Origin of the sequence: Gracilimonas qinghaiensis (assembly GCF_046602855.1) — a bacterium.
Taxonomy (GTDB): Bacteria; Bacteroidota; Rhodothermia; order Balneolales; family Balneolaceae; genus Gracilimonas.
The window spans coordinates 765,558-779,939 of record NZ_JBKINJ010000002.1; the positions used below are offsets into that span (position 1 = coordinate 765,558).

Annotated in this window: 13 protein-coding genes; 9 read left to right on the forward strand and 4 right to left on the reverse strand. The window is 42.0% G+C overall.

Translation table 11 applies throughout. From position 1 onward, the window contains the following. Nucleotides 1–145 precede the first annotated feature (145 nt). A complete protein-coding gene (locus ACKGJO_RS13280; protein WP_411323927.1) occupies nt 146–625 on the forward strand; it encodes a DUF411 domain-containing protein in 480 nt (159 codons plus the stop codon). Nucleotides 626–815: 190 nt separating this feature from the next. After that, on the forward strand, nt 816–1,019 hold the full coding sequence (locus tag ACKGJO_RS13285; protein WP_411323928.1) for a hypothetical protein: 204 nt from the start codon (nt 816–818) through the stop codon (nt 1,017–1,019). A 15-nt stretch (nt 1,020–1,034) separates the two neighbouring features. Here ACKGJO_RS13285 and ACKGJO_RS13290 read toward each other — a convergent pair whose 3' ends face one another. Continuing rightward, nucleotides 1,035–1,898 carry an SDR family oxidoreductase gene (locus tag ACKGJO_RS13290; protein ID WP_411323929.1) on the reverse strand — a complete coding sequence of 288 codons (864 nt, stop codon included), beginning with the start codon at nt 1,896–1,898 and terminating at the stop codon, nt 1,035–1,037. Between the two features lie 98 nt (nt 1,899–1,996). Between ACKGJO_RS13290 and ACKGJO_RS13295 the strand changes: the two genes are divergently transcribed. The 4 genes from ACKGJO_RS13295 to ACKGJO_RS13310 all read left to right on the forward strand — a co-directional run bounded on the left by ACKGJO_RS13295 (nt 1,997) and on the right by ACKGJO_RS13310 (nt 4,250). Then, nucleotides 1,997–2,368 carry a co-chaperone GroES gene (locus ACKGJO_RS13295; RefSeq protein ID WP_411323930.1) on the forward strand — a complete coding sequence of 124 codons (372 nt, stop codon included), beginning with the start codon at nt 1,997–1,999 and terminating at the stop codon, nt 2,366–2,368. Then, the gene (locus ACKGJO_RS13300) at nt 2,369–3,043 is read left to right on the forward strand and encodes a YitT family protein (protein ID WP_411323931.1); all 675 of its coding nucleotides are present in this window, start codon (nt 2,369–2,371) and stop codon (nt 3,041–3,043) included. Nucleotides 3,044–3,184: 141 nt separating this feature from the next. Next, nucleotides 3,185–4,093: an MBL fold metallo-hydrolase gene (locus tag ACKGJO_RS13305; RefSeq protein ID WP_411323932.1), complete on the forward strand. Its 909-nt coding sequence runs from the start codon at nt 3,185–3,187 to the stop codon at nt 4,091–4,093. Further along, a complete protein-coding gene (locus tag ACKGJO_RS13310; protein ID WP_411323933.1) occupies nt 4,071–4,250 on the forward strand; it encodes a hypothetical protein in 180 nt (59 codons plus the stop codon). Before ACKGJO_RS13305 ends, ACKGJO_RS13310 begins: the two co-directional genes overlap by 23 nt. A gap of 89 nt (nt 4,251–4,339) precedes the next feature. Here ACKGJO_RS13310 and ACKGJO_RS13315 read toward each other — a convergent pair whose 3' ends face one another. After that, a complete protein-coding gene (locus tag ACKGJO_RS13315; RefSeq protein WP_411323934.1) occupies nt 4,340–8,890 on the reverse strand; it encodes a translocation/assembly module TamB domain-containing protein in 4,551 nt (1,516 codons plus the stop codon). Beyond that, nucleotides 8,890–10,842 (reverse strand): BamA/OMP85 family outer membrane protein, encoded by a 1,953-nt coding sequence (locus tag ACKGJO_RS13320; RefSeq protein WP_411323935.1) that lies wholly within the window; start codon nt 10,840–10,842, stop codon nt 8,890–8,892. The genes ACKGJO_RS13315 and ACKGJO_RS13320 overlap by 1 nt, the downstream gene beginning before the upstream one ends. 123 nt (nt 10,843–10,965) lie before the next feature. On the opposite strand from ACKGJO_RS13320, the gene ACKGJO_RS13325 reads away from it, so the two are divergent. From ACKGJO_RS13325 to ACKGJO_RS13335, 3 genes are all read left to right on the forward strand, one after another. Further along, entirely contained in the window at nt 10,966–12,240 is a 1,275-nt protein-coding gene (locus ACKGJO_RS13325; RefSeq protein ID WP_411323936.1) for a M14 family metallopeptidase, read from the forward strand. Nucleotides 12,241–12,292: 52 nt separating this feature from the next. Further along, the gene (locus ACKGJO_RS13330; RefSeq protein WP_411323937.1) at nt 12,293–12,751 is read left to right on the forward strand and encodes a hypothetical protein; all 459 of its coding nucleotides are present in this window, start codon (nt 12,293–12,295) and stop codon (nt 12,749–12,751) included. Between the two features lie 116 nt (nt 12,752–12,867). After that, entirely contained in the window at nt 12,868–13,788 is a 921-nt protein-coding gene (locus ACKGJO_RS13335) for a cation diffusion facilitator family transporter (protein WP_411323938.1), read from the forward strand. Between the two features lie 6 nt (nt 13,789–13,794). Here ACKGJO_RS13335 and ACKGJO_RS13340 read toward each other — a convergent pair whose 3' ends face one another. Next, on the reverse strand, nt 13,795–14,313 hold the full coding sequence (locus ACKGJO_RS13340) for a hypothetical protein (protein ID WP_411323939.1): 519 nt from the start codon (nt 14,311–14,313) through the stop codon (nt 13,795–13,797). Between the last annotated feature and the right edge of the window lie 69 nt (nt 14,314–14,382).

The following is a 14,382-nucleotide window of genomic DNA, read 5'->3' on the forward strand; positions in this document are numbered from 1 at the left end:
CATGCTATCCAATTCCAGTCTAACTTTCCACCCATACCGAACGAAAACCACCCTAACAAACTTTCATAATTCAGAATAAAACAAATTTCCTGTAAGAAGGTTATCTTTATCGAAATCCTATTCAAAAATTTTATTTATTAGAGCTATGAGTAATAACAAGATCCTGATCCTAGGTTTACTGATAACTGCCGGTGTAGCCGCCTTTTTATTCTGGCCGGGTAATGATTCACCCAGCGACCTGTTTAAAAGCGGAACTGAAGTGGTCATGTATAAGAATGAAGGTTGCCAGTGCTGTACAAAATGGGGTGATCACATGTATGAAGGTGATTTTGCCGTGGAAGAAGTTCCGGTTCCTGTACTGATGCAAGTGAAGCGCGACAACGGAATTACCCGAGAGCTTGCATCCTGTCATACAGCCATCGTGGAAGGATATGTGGTGGAAGGTCACGTACCGAGAGCTGATGTAGAGCGTATGCTTAGAGAAAAACCTGATGCTGTGGGACTGGCAGTGCCGGGAATGCCGATCGGGTCACCTGGAATGGAAACACCGGGGCGTACTCCGGAAAGCTATGATGTACTTCTGGTTCATAACGACGGGTCAACCAGTGTTTATTCCTCTTACTAAGCTAACCAATGCGATCCTAAATTAGGAAAACAGGTACTAGTTTTAGAGACTTTTTTGCAAGCCCTTACAGAGCGTAGGGGCTTTTTTTATGGGTCGATATATTTTTATGCAGCTTTAATTGAATTTATTACCGAAACAAAGTATCCTAAATCGGGTTATATAAAGAAATCAGAATAAAATTCGGAGTATCATGAAAGAAACAATAGGAAGAATACTGGCCATAGGGGGTGTTTTGGGTATCGTTTATTACGGATGGCAATACTACGAAGAGTCGGACTCATTTGAAGCTTTTGGGGCGGATATTGCCGTAAGTACAGGTGACTATGTCCCCATTATCATTTCTGCGGTGGTCATGTTGGTCGGAATTGTTATTACCAAGCTTAACTTCAAATGAAGTTGCCGATACCACTTAAACACAGCACAGTTTTTCACTGATATCCCAGAGTTTTTTGGCTGCTTTAGGATCTCGCGCAATAGAAGAAGGTGTCGCTACTTTTTTATTTCTGAAATAGGCTCCATTGGTGTTTTCAACCTCAGGTGAGGTAGCCAGGTATATGGACGTTTCTGCTCCTTTTTTCGGTGAAACGAAAAACGGTTTACCAATGGTGAATAACGTTTTCATGATCCAGCTACCACTTTGTGCAAAATTGGATGCCACCACGCCGGGATGCAGGCAATTGGCGGTTACATTGGTATCCACAAGGCGATTGGCGAGCTCTTTGGTAAACAGAATGTTGTACAACTTGGAATTGCCATAAGCTTTCCAGGGGGAGTAATTTTCCCGAAGCTGAATGTTCTCGGGATCAAAGGTTCCGGCACGATGTGCTTCAGAAGCAACGCTGATGATCCGGCCACTGTCAGCTGCTTTGACCTTGTCGAGGAGTAACTTGGTGAATAAGAAATAACCGATGTGATTGACGGCAAAGGTCTTTTCAAGTCCGTCTACGGTTTCTTCTTTTTCTGAGGCTAAAAAACCATGGTTGTTGATAAGGACATCGATCTTTTCATAATGCTCGTTGATCTTTTCAGCTGCCTGATGGATCTCAGCCTGTATGGAAAAGTCGCATAGAACGATCTCTATACCCGAGTTACCGGTTTCTTCAATGATCTCTTTTCGGGCTGATTCCGCCTTATCCTCGTTCCGGCAGACCATAACGAGAAAAGCTCCTTTTTGTGCAAGAGCTTTGGTGGTCTCATAACCAATTCCGGAGTTTGCACCGGTGATGACCACCAGTTTGTTGTGCATCAGATCGCTTTTCGAATGTTTATTCATTTAAGGCAATTAAGTGCTTTTGGTTTGAAATGTGAACTTTTCTAACGGTTTTCATAAGTCTCAAATTCCGTATCTTTAATCAAAAATTTTGTAGTGACATGATACAGGAATATCTGAACTCAATTGAGAAATTTGTTGTGGTTGGAGACCGTGTTCTTATCAAACCACGTGATATGGAAACACATACGCGAAGCGGTCTTGTTCTTCCGGCTTCCGTGAAGGAAAAAGAGGAGATCCAAAGCGGTTACATCCTTAAAACAGGGCCCGGTTATCCGATTCCCAACACTGATATTGAAGAAACATGGAAAGGCAGCACCGATACAAAATACATTGGTATGCAGGCGGTGGAGGGTGATTTAGCCATCTTCCTGAAAAAGCAAGCACATGAAATTGAATTTGAAAACGAAACGTATCTGATCGTACCACATGCAGCGATCCTGCTTTTGATCAGAGACGACCAACTGACTTAAATGAACACTGATAAAGAAAACGAGATCACGAATAGGGAAACACTAGTAGAAGAAGAGCAAGGAAAGAAGGCTGAGGGTATAGACAAGCACTCGGTAGTGGATGATATTCAGGGTATCATCATTGGTTCGCTGTTGGCAGCATTCGGTATTGCGATCTTTTCGCACATGAATTTCCTGATAGGCGGAACCGCCGGCGTGGCCTTTTTGACGCAATACACCACTTCGCTGACTTTCGGTCCCATTTTCTTTGTGATCAACCTGCCGTTCTATGTATTGGCCATTAAAAAACTAGGGTGGGATTTTACGATCAAGACCTTCATTGCGGTTTCTGGAGTTTCTTTCCTGACCGAATTCATTCCAACGATATTTGAATTTGGTGAGATTAACCCTTGGTTTGCAGCCATTTTTGGAGGCTTCCTGATCGGGAGTGGTTTGCTGATGCTTTTCCGGCATAAAGCAAGTCTTGGTGGACTGAATATCCTTTCTATTTATGTACAGGAGTACTTTCAGATCAGTGCCGGGAAGTTTCAGATGGTAGCTGATACACTGATCATTCTGGCTGCTTTCTTTGTGGTTGACTGGAAAGCACTTGCCTTTTCCGTACTTGCTGCCGTAGCCCTTAATATCATCCTTGCTATAAACCACAAACCCGGACGATATAGAGGTATGAGCTGAGTTATTGGTGATACTCAGACTTGGCCTCAAGCCTGACGCTCTGCGTTGGCAGAAGATGACCACCAGGAAAGTCCGGGGAATGAAAACTGAAATATTTTTCGTTAATTGCACCGTATAGAACCACAATTAAACGAATCTCCTATGAATCGACGTGAATTTCTGCTTAAGTCAGCCCTAATGAGTGCTGCAGCTACTCTTCCTTTTCATAAACTGCTGGCTTTTGGACAAAACAGCCCTTTTGCAACTCTAAGGGGAAACGTAGGAACCTTTATTGGGCGAGGCGGAACCATCGGATGGTTGGTTAACGAGGAAGGTATCATCGTTGTAGATTCACAGTTTCCGGAATCAGCTCAGAATTGTATATCAGGACTTGAAGAGATGAAAGATGTGGCTTTTGATATGCTAGTCAATACACATCACCATGGTGATCATACCGCAGGTAATCCTGCTTTTGAAGGAAAGGTGACCCGTATTGTAGCACATAAGAACGTTCCTGATCTGCAAAAAGCAGCAGCTGAAAGAAATGGTCAGGAGGCGGTTGATGCCCAGGTTTACCCGGATACAATCTATGAAACATCCTGGTCTGAAGGTATTGGTGATGAGACCGTTCACCTGAAACACTATGGACCGGCCCATACCGGTGGAGATTCCGTGGTGTATTTTGAGAAAGCCAATGTAGCTCATATGGGTGATCTCATGTTCAACCGAGCACATCCTTTCATCGATAGGGCTTCAGGCGCTTCCATTTCTAACTGGATCACTACCCTTGAAACCGTGGCCGATGAACTGCCTAGGGATGCAATATATATCTTTGGACACGGAAATTCTGATTATGGGATCACAGGTTCAAGGAATGAACTTAAGGTAAAGAGGGACTTTTTAACAGCTCTGATCGAATACACTCAAAATGGAATTGAGGCCGGAAGAACAAAAGAAGAGCTGGCAGATATTGAAACTTTGGATGGGTTTGAGGAATTTAAGGCTCCCGGCTGGAGATTGCCTTTAAGTGCTAACGTACAGGTTGCTTATGATGAACTCACGCAAGACTAAAGCTCAGGAAGAAACTCAGCAAGCAGGATCAGCTAAAAGAAGATGCCTGTTTTGTGGGCAGGAAGCAGAATTGATCTGGGTGCATGGTCACGGGCAATGTGCGGCTTGTGGAACCAATGCAGAAGAGTGCTGCCGTGGTGAACAATGTAGAAATTAAGTGTTACCGTGCTTAAGTGTTATGGTGTAGGGCATGTAATACTATCCTAACACCGTAACACTTAGGCACTTAAACACGGATAACACTGATCAATAGTCGTAATGCCAGCGAAGGTCAATTCCCTGCTGCCGTTCATCACCCTGAGTCAGAATGAGATCAAGGTTATTATTTAACATGTACTCCAGAATGAACATGGTTTCAGGGGTTGTTCCGGTGATCTCATTGATGATGGCAAAAAAGGTTCTCCGGTTCAAATACCACCCGGTTTTGATGGAGGTGGTTGTGCCGGCATCAGATCCGGTGTTTAAGGTTTCGATCTGAACTACATCAATACCAAGTTCCTGAGTAGCCAGAGCTTCCACTTCATCCAAAAGTACTCCCATCAGTAGATCGGTCGGAGATGATCCGCCGCCACCACTAACCACCTGTTGCCAGGAATCCAGGGCATAGCATGGTTTATTAAAGAGGGTGTAGCATATGATATCCTGCTGTTCCATCTGAGGCTCACTCTCAAAACGAAATTCCGGTTCCTGCGCTGTTCCATCGATAATGTAATACAAGGTAATTGGATCGCCCTGTTTTTGAGCCGTTTGAGGTATGTAACTGGTACTTACAAGAATATTAGGATTTTCGAGTGGTCCGCTAAAAGTGAATCTTCCCTCTTCGAGATTAAACTGCTTGCCAAGCGGACGTACATAACCATCACCGGCATCAAGGGTGCCAAATAGCTGAAGTTCACCGGCGGTTTGTTTTTGTGCTTCAAGTTCTCCGTTTATTTCGATCTCCATATCCAGATACCGGCTGTTACGGATGAAAAAATCCTGTTCTATCACAAAGGTCATATCCATGGCAAGTGAATCATATGGGCTGAATGAAGAGGCCTCTTCTTCTTCAAGTTGTACATCCTCTACCGCTTTTTCACCAAAATTCTGTAAATAAATAAATCCGTTTTTAATGGTAAGTGAGCCGGAGGCTTTTGGACGAAGCGGATCTCCGGAAATATTACTATTCAGGTCAATGGTGAGGTTGTAATTATCGGTGTTGGCAAGTCTGAACCGACTTGCTTTTGCATTCAGATCAAGTTTTGTCGGGGTGATTCCTTCGAGCTCAATGGCGCCTGAGGCTGTAAAATTACCACTCCCGCTTTTCATATTGAACCTGTTGAGGTCAAGATGTCCGTTTTCTAAAAGTTGAATTTCCGAATTGATGTCTGTTAACGTAATCCCCGCAATTGGGACTGATAATCGTCCTTTGTCTAACCTTAGGTGTCCTTCTGATTTAAGGTCCGTCTTAGTGCCGGATATATTGACATCAGCATTAAGCGTACCTTTTAGGTTTCTGGTAAACTGCTTATCGAGGAAATCATTGAACACTGAAATATTGAAATCATCAGTGATAAGATTCATGCTTAACGAATCTTCAGGTCCCGGCATTTGAATCTCAAAGGTTCTGAAGTCCATCGAGATCGGAATTTTGGCTTCAATGGATGCGGCTCGTTGCCCACGGGCATCTATTCGCGTAAGAGCGGTAATATTTTTTTGAGTATGATCGTAGCTGAAACTGGCAGAAGCTGAGTCGATAGAAATACCGGAAAGAGTAGGTTCGGTTAGAGTAAAATTACCACCAAGGTCAGGCTCTCCTGCTGTTCCACTAAGCATTCCTTCAAAGGAAAGGATACCATCCGTTTGTGTGATCTGAAATTCCTCCAGGATGCCTTTTATTTCATCCAAAGGGATAGGGAAAATTTGGAAGGAGCCGGAAACAGGCTCATTAAAAAAGGAATCTGATAAGCTTTCAGGTGATTCCGGAACAAAGGGTACATTAAATCTGCCGGCCACTTTTTCTTCCTCTTGCATGATAATACTCAAACCGGCACTTAACCTTTCATCCTGGAGGTGAAAATCTATAGAGAAGCGTTCAGCCTGAGTTCCAAGATAGGACAGGTTTTCAATATTTAGTGCTCCGTTTCCGGTAAATGTACTGTCCGTATTTTCCAGTGTAAAACCTCCGGAAAGGACTCCGTCTACAAAACGTTCATCAAAGATGGTTTCCTGGATAACTCCAAAGTCACAGTTTTTGGCCTGCATCCAGAAACGTTGTGAAAGCGTATCAGCATATGGAACCGCAAAGTTAAGGTATGCTTCATCTTTTGAACCTAACCTCAGGGTGTCAGTTTTGATACTGGCATCTTCATAAACCAGATTGAACGGCTGTTCCAGGGAAAGTGTCTGTGCCTGAGTTCTGAATTCCAGAAAATCCCAGCTTAGCTCAGTTCTCAGGTTGCTAAGGTTGACGGCAAAATCCCCTGATTGTGTGATCTCACCGGCATCTTCACTGATTATATCAAAATTGAAGTAACCTGACATGAATTCATTGGTTGAAACTCCAATGGTCTGCAAAGTGATATCCTGAAGCGCCACATCATTTATAATTGGCTGTTCGATATTAAGTGTAAAGTCGAAACCATATTCATCGCGGATAGATATTTTAGTTGAGCCGGATATTTTATTAGCCGTAAAAAGGGAGTCATACTGAAAATCGGACAGGGATATATTTCCATCAAAGAGTAGCTCATTATCTACGACTTCACTGACTTTACCTGTTAAGGTTCCGGTTGCTTCAAGCACGTCTGCTTCTGCTATAGACGCAATAGGTTGAAGATTCAGAATTTCCATGTTCAAGCTAAAGTTATTGTCCGGATCTGTACGGTCAGTAAGATTGCGTCGCCCCGAAAAATTACCTGCAATGACCTCACTGGCAAGTTGGCCATTTCTGATTTTCAGAATATTATCCTGCATTTCTGCATCAATGGTCAAGGAGTCAAGTGAGGCACCATTGATAGAGCTCGAATCGATCTGTACCAATGTTTCAAGGCTAAGGTTTTCTGGGTCGGTAAAGCTGCCGTTACCGGTTACATTTAGGTTTATTGAGCTTGGTAATGATTCAAGGTCAGGCAGGTCGGCAATGTTAAAAGAGCTTGTCGAGGTTTGGAATGTAAAAGATCGCTTTTTCTGCAAAAGCTGCTGAACGGCTGCCCTGAAATTGATCCTGTTGTCAAACAGATCCACGAAGCCCTTCGTAGTGATCTCATCAGAATTGATGGATCCGGTAACAGAAAGATCCGGTATTCGATAGCCTGCCAGCTCGATTGGTTTGGATCGAAGTGATATTCGATCTCCGAAATCTGCATTAGATGGATCATCTGTAACAACGGGATTCTTACGCTTGAAGAAGGCATATTTCCAGGGTGTTTCACTTAGGGTAAACCCTGTTCCGGAGGCTCTGGCATTCAGTGAAACGACACCGCTCATTTCAGGAGTTTTCATCCAGCGGGCAGGATTTAGCTTTCTTACGCTTATATCTAATACCCACTCCGGGTCAGTACTTAATATCTGTTCTACATCTGTGTTAAGGACTATTGATTCCTGACCGTCCCGCATTTCCACATTAGCTAAAACGGTTTCATTTTTTAGCGACCCGCTACCAAACAGAGTTTGGAGTCTGTAATTTTCGTAGGTGATATTATCCAGTGTAAATCCCCAGATCAAGTCAGCTTTTTTCAGATCCCGACCCAGGTAACCCTCAGCCGTGATCTGAAAATTAGATATATTTGCGTCTACTGAATCACCGGTGTAATATCTAATATCAAGATTGCTTCCGCTCAACCCTATCTTCTTAAGGGAAGGCTGCTCACTTAGTGATACAGTTGTGATAAACTGGAGGTCATCAAACCCGGTTCCGGCACCTGAGATCTCAATATCAAATGAGTCAAAAGTTCCTTTAGCCGTCAATGATAATTGCAGGTTTTCATCAGGCAGAGGCTGATCGATGTAAGGCTTGAGATCTGTAAAAGAAAATGGGGCTGCCTGAAATGCCGCGTTCAATGTGGAATCCCTCAGGTTAGTGGATGCATTAGCTTCTAGAAATGATCTGCCTGTTCCAAGGATCAATTCATTAAGGGTGATCTGCTTACCTTCGTAACCGGCAGAGGCAGAAAGAGCAATTGGTTTGGGTAAACGACCCTCATTGATCTTGAGATCCAGTTTACTGAGGCTGGCCGAGAATTCATCAAACAGTTTAAATTGTGCACGTGCATTCACGTCTGTAATAGATAATCTTTGATCCGGAAGATAAGACGGTGAGTTTACGTATATCGCTGAGTTGAGTAATCGAATATCTTGAAGGTCAAAATTAATAGGGGATCCACTATCAGTTTCAGTAGTGTCTCGTGGGATCAATTGCTGTGCGTTGAAACCACCGGAGCTGTTTTCTTTCAGGTAGACCTTCATTCCATCGATGGTTATAAGGGAACTTTGATAGGTAAGAGTTACCAGTTTTAATAAAGAGTGATTGATTTGAACTTTTGAGACAGTAAGAAGGGTATCAGTCTTCTGATCAATTAAGGAGATACCCGTTATATTGAAGTTATTCCAAAGATCACCCTCCAAAGACGAGATATCCAGGGTTCCATTAATGGTTGAGTTTGTCACAGATACGATCTGTTTTTTAACAAAGTCACGGACCAATGTCGTCTTAAGGGATAATCGCAGACCCCCCAGCAGAATAATAACTGAAAGCAATGTCCATGCTGTTCTTTTAATCCAGACTTTTTCAAAGATATGTTTTTTGTCTTCACTCATTAAAATGCCTGCCCTATACTAAAATGAATGCCCCATCGGTCCCAGGCATTGCCATAATCAATACCCTGATAGAGTTGAAGGTCTTTATCGGTTGGATTTACTTTATAGGCGACGTCAACCCGGACAGGTCCGATCGGTGACTGATAGCGCAAACCGGCCCCGGTTCCAAATAGGATAGAAGTGGAAGCGATGTCTCCAAAATTACGCCATACCTGCCCGCCATCCAGGAAAGCAGCCATTCCAAAACCTTTAATAAAGCTGTCGAACCTGAATCGAAACTCAGTATTGAAGCTGAAGTTTGCGCGACCGCCTATAGGTACATAACGATCAAAGTTACCATCGGCATCAAGGATAGCTCTTTTGGGGCCTAGTTCCTGTCTGTTCCAGCCACGCACGGAATTTGTCCCGCCACTGAATAATCGAATATTGGATGGCAGTGTATCATTTTTTGAGAAATAGATAGCTCCAAGGTTGATCCGTTTTGCAAAAACAATGTTTTCAGTCAGGGGGGTGAACTTTCTGGTATCGAGGCCAACTTTTTGAAAGCTAAAAGTAGATTCACTGAACAAACCCGATAATTGCCAGAAAGGCTGAATAGACCAGCCACTCCGTCCCCGGTTCAAGCCGGTAGAGTAATACCCGTTTAGGTTAAACGAAGAGGTATTATATGATTGAATACTGTCTGGAAGGCTTTCCTGAGAGCTAAGCGTTGACTCATTATTAAGCGTAAATTCATATGAAACAGAGCCGGTTAGATTAGAGCTGTATTGATAAAGAAAGCTGTTTGTAAAACCACCTCGGAAGATCTCGTAGGAGGGTTCAAGCTGATGACTGATAAAAGGGGAGGTTACAAAAGAAGACTTTGTATTAAATAAGTAGGGAAACAGGTAATCGGTACTTAGCCGCTGCTCAATGGCAGATGCACTGCTTGAAATAGTAAAACGCTCACCCTTTCCCCGAACATTTCTGTGAGTCCATGAAGCCCGCCCTCTGAACAGTTTATAGAAATCGGCCCAGCCATTATCAAGCCGTGTAAGGTTTCCGATCCCAAATAAAAGCTGTACGGTACGTAGAGGAGCCTCCTTTACTCTCACATTCACGCTGATGGTGGAATCCTGTGGTTGATCGGGTATGGAGACGATAGCGAAGCGAAGCAAATGGTGACTGAAAACTTCCCGTTGTGCTTCCCTAAGTTGATCATTGCTGAAATACTCGCCATCTTTGATACCTGTTTCCCGGGCTATATACCTAGCTCCCAACGATTCTTCACCTTCTACAGTTACAGTATCAAATCGAGCCCTGACTCCTGAAGTAACCTCGATATTAACCACGGTAGATTTTGCAACGCTGTCTGTTTCAGCCTCGATTGAACTGTTCGCATATGGGAACCCAAGATTGTTGAGAGCGCGGGTCAGATTTGCTCTGACATCAGCTTCATTTATGACCTCATACCGTTCTCCTTTACGATAAGGTAATCGCTCTCTGATGGTGTTAAACCGATCGTTAGTAACGATCAATTCACGGTCTTTCGGATTGGCTTTGATGTCAAAATTTACTTCTTTGATGCGAATGGGTTTATTTTCAGTGACAGTGAACAGAATAGCTTTTCTCCATTCCCTGTTCAAAGATTGTATCTCATAACTTACCTTAACTTCATCAAAACCCCGGCGTTGGTAAAACCTTTCGATACGGATCACATCTCTGCGTACTTCATTCTCATTGAGTTTCATTCCAGGTTTTCTCCAAAAAGCCAGCTTTTTAAACCTTCCCGGGGGTTCATTCAGAATAATCTTACTTAACACAAGGTCTTCGTATGTGGTATTACCCTTGAAGTCTACACTCCACACACGGGGCTGAACCGGTTCTTCATCTTGATCCTGAGCCAAAGCCATATTCATAGGATAAAATAGAAGTCCCAATAATAGAATGAAAAATTGAATTGCTTTATGCATGGTAGAAGTCAGGAAATAGAAGCTGCTATTTGAGTAATAAGTATAACTGAATGTTTGCTATCTTGGTAGCCGTTATCCGATTTTTTGAGGATATAATGCCAAAGTTTAAAAGTCTTTATTTACATGCGTTCTGTACTGATTGTAGCATTTTTGCTAGTAATGTTGTCATCCTGTAAAAGTACTGAAGAATTTACCGGTTTTTCGTACGATCCGCCTGATGTTACAAATACCACTGATAAAGAACTTACCCCACAATATAAGAGGGTGATCGGAGCCGGTTCGCCTAAAGTTTGGGTCTCAAACGAATTTGAAGGTGCTCGCCTTAATGATTTTTATATGAAAAATGATTCTTTATTTGAGGTTTTTATACAACCGGAAAATGCTCCGATAAATAATAGCCCATGGTATGCTTTTAAGATATGGAGTGATACCTTAAGGACCGCTAAAATAATGATTAATTATCAGGATGCCACACATCGTTATGTTCCTAAATTACATAAGGCAGATAATTTAGAAACAACCTATTTCACTAAATATAAGGAATTGTCTTTTGAATTTGATTCAACTGACGGCACGGCTATCATAGAGCTGAAACTGAGTGAAGATCCGGTTTATATATCGGCACAACCCCTTCAGACCTCATCAGATCTAGAGGCAGATCTGGCTGTGCGTGACATCAGCGGGCATGATTTTGTGAAACTGAGAAGTGCCGGAATTTCTAAAAGTGGAAGAGAGATCTTAGAGCTTGAGATTACAGAGGTGAACCCTGATCAAACAGCTCCTGTTTTGGCTATAGTGGGAAGGCAGCATCCACCTGAGGTGACGGGCTATCTCGCCTCACTTAGTTTCCTGGAAGAATTGACCTCTGATTCTGAATTGGCTAAAGAGTTTAGGAATACATTTGTGGTTAAAGCATTCCCAATGATCAATCCGGATGGAGTCGACCTTGGACATTGGCGACATAATGCGGGAGGGATAGATCTGAACCGCGATTGGAAAAATTTCAATCAACCTGAAACAAAAGTGGTTCGAGATGCTCTTTCATGGATGAAGGGACACAATAAAAGAAGGATGTTTTACGCTATCGATTTTCATTCCACAAATGAAAATTTATTTTATCCTATAAATACGGACATTAAGACCGATCCTGATAATATCACTCAAAAATGGATCAATTTCATTAAAGGTGATAACAAGGACGTAGATTTTACCGTTGAGGAATTTGATACTAGTTCACCCATCGCCAAAAATTGGTTTTACCATACTTTTGGTATTGATGCCGTAACCTATGAAGTTGACGATCAGCTTGACATGAAAAAACTGGATAAAATTTCAAAATCTGCAGCTCGTTCTCTCATGCGTCTACTATTGGATGAATGGAAGACTAAAAAATCTTGATAACTATCATAGCGTTACACATATTCATTTCAAATATTTTGATTAGCAGTATATGAAAGGATCTGAAATACTTCTGGAAGGAATACAAAACTGGAAACTGAGACTTATTTTAAGTGCGCTACTCAGCATAATGGGGCTTGCCGCATTCATTAGCATGATGCTGGGTGAATTCGTGCAGCTTACTGTTTGGGATAAAACAGTGGTTAGCATAGCAATTTTTATGGTTGGAATGCCTTCTTATCTTATCTTAAGTAAACTTGGAAAAGTAGATCAGTATACCATTGCCGGATTTTTAAATGAGAGTCTGGAAGAGATCCAAGGCGATGCAGAAGTATTGGTTAAAAAAGAGGATGATCTGGATGAGACCGAAAAAACGAGAAGAGAGCAACTGGAACAATTCTTTACGGAAAACCCTTTGTACCAATATCTGCCGGACAAACCGGTAAAACAGGCTTATATCTTATTTTTGATCACATTGATCGGAAGTTTTGGAATCTGGTATCTGGGTTAAAATCAAAATTCGACAAGAACTTGTTTGAATTTAAAAAAATGACGATCCAATATTTTTGGAATATTGGAAACTGTTAAAAATGAATCTATACAGCTCTCAGGCTATAATAAATCATAATGGGACATAATCACCAACATCACCATCATCCAAAGATAGATGACTCTTCAATTTGGAAATTATGGGTGTCTATATTTCTAAACCTCGGTATCACGCTGGCACAGGTGATAGGTGGAATTATCGCTAACAGCCTTTCTCTGCTTTCAGATGCGGTACATAACTTCAATGATGCCATGTCGCTGGTAACTACATTAGTGACTAAGAAAATTGCTAAGAAAGGGGCTACTTCTTCAAAGACCTTCGGTTATAAAAGAGCGGAAATAATTGGGGCTTTTGTCAATTTGATCACTCTTGTAATTGTGGCTTTATTCCTCATCAAAGAAGGGATTGAAAGGTTTTTCGTCCCTGAGACAATTGATGGGTTTACGATGTTATGGGTGGCAATGATCGGTTTAGCTGCCAACCTTATAACTGCTGCTTTACTTTGGAAAAATTCTAAGGATGATTTGAATATGAGGGCAGCTTTCATCCACATATTGGCTGATGCGATCTCATCGTTTGGGGTAATAGTGGGTGGATGGCTCATTATTAAGTACGAGTGGTATATTGTAGATGCCATATTGACGCTCATTATTGGCTCGTACATTTTGTGGCACAGCTACCATATGTTGCGGGAGGCCATCGAGATCTTAATGGAGGCTAAGCCCGGGAATATAGATATTTCTGAACTGACTGAGTCTATGCAGAAAGTAGAAAAAGTATGTGATGTGCATCATGTTCACGTTTGGAGGCTGGACGAGGAAAGCACTCTGCTGGAAAGTCATATTGTTATTCATAAGGAAGATCTGCCCCTCATGGAAGAAATAAAATCAGCCATCAAAGAAGTGCTGCATGATGAATATGATATCTCACACAGCACGCTTGAGTTTGAGGTTGAGCCTTGTAATGCTCATAAACATGAAGTTCTTCATCAACACTGATCCGATTTACTGAGAAGGTGCCGAAAAATCCTGATTAAAATGATTTTGTTCAGGAATGGTGATTTTTACAAGTCCATAGTCAGCCTCTTGGTGGCACTGATTACAGGTTTGTATCATATTCTCATAACTTCTCTTGAACATAGCCAGATTTTTATTATCGATAGCTTGCTCAACTTTTTCGATCTGTGGCGGTAACATGGTTTTCATCAGGTCGCTTATATTAATGCCGTCGTCTATCATATCTCCTTCAATGATCACTTCAGACAGCTCTTCCAGTTCGTGTGCGTAGATATCTGCCAATCCCCAGTTCTCTTCCAAACCTGCAAAATACAATTTGGTACTATAGCGCTGAATGAAAGACATATGGTAGATAAGAGGAACTGTGTTAGCATAGTTCTCCTCGGAATCCATATGAGTTTCGGCCTCAGGAACAACTTTCTGAGATGGCTGAGGTTCACACGCAATACTTATAAAGATCAAAATTGTAATAAATGTGGCACTTAAGAATTTAACTCTGTTAATCATTCCGGATTTTTAAAAAGGTTTATACTTGTTGTCACAATCTTAAAGTTATTCGCGAAGTTCCTTACATTC

Coding starts and splice junctions, on each gene's coding strand:
- ACKGJO_RS13280 (WP_411323927.1), top strand. CDS start 146: ATGAGTAATAACAAGATCCTGATCCTAGGTTTACTGATAACTGCCGGT.
- ACKGJO_RS13285 (WP_411323928.1), top strand. CDS start 816: ATGAAAGAAACAATAGGAAGAATACTGGCCATAGGGGGTGTTTTGGGT.
- ACKGJO_RS13290 (WP_411323929.1), bottom strand. CDS start 1,898: ATGAATAAACATTCGAAAAGCGATCTGATGCACAACAAACTGGTGGTC.
- ACKGJO_RS13295 (WP_411323930.1), top strand. CDS start 1,997: ATGATACAGGAATATCTGAACTCAATTGAGAAATTTGTTGTGGTTGGA.
- ACKGJO_RS13300 (WP_411323931.1), top strand. CDS start 2,369: ATGAACACTGATAAAGAAAACGAGATCACGAATAGGGAAACACTAGTA.
- ACKGJO_RS13305 (WP_411323932.1), top strand. CDS start 3,185: ATGAATCGACGTGAATTTCTGCTTAAGTCAGCCCTAATGAGTGCTGCA.
- ACKGJO_RS13310 (WP_411323933.1), top strand. CDS start 4,071: ATGATGAACTCACGCAAGACTAAAGCTCAGGAAGAAACTCAGCAAGCA.
- ACKGJO_RS13315 (WP_411323934.1), bottom strand. CDS start 8,890: ATGAGTGAAGACAAAAAACATATCTTTGAAAAAGTCTGGATTAAAAGA.
- ACKGJO_RS13320 (WP_411323935.1), bottom strand. CDS start 10,842: ATGCATAAAGCAATTCAATTTTTCATTCTATTATTGGGACTTCTATTT.
- ACKGJO_RS13325 (WP_411323936.1), top strand. CDS start 10,966: ATGCGTTCTGTACTGATTGTAGCATTTTTGCTAGTAATGTTGTCATCC.
- ACKGJO_RS13330 (WP_411323937.1), top strand. CDS start 12,293: ATGAAAGGATCTGAAATACTTCTGGAAGGAATACAAAACTGGAAACTG.
- ACKGJO_RS13335 (WP_411323938.1), top strand. CDS start 12,868: ATGGGACATAATCACCAACATCACCATCATCCAAAGATAGATGACTCT.
- ACKGJO_RS13340 (WP_411323939.1), bottom strand. CDS start 14,313: ATGATTAACAGAGTTAAATTCTTAAGTGCCACATTTATTACAATTTTG.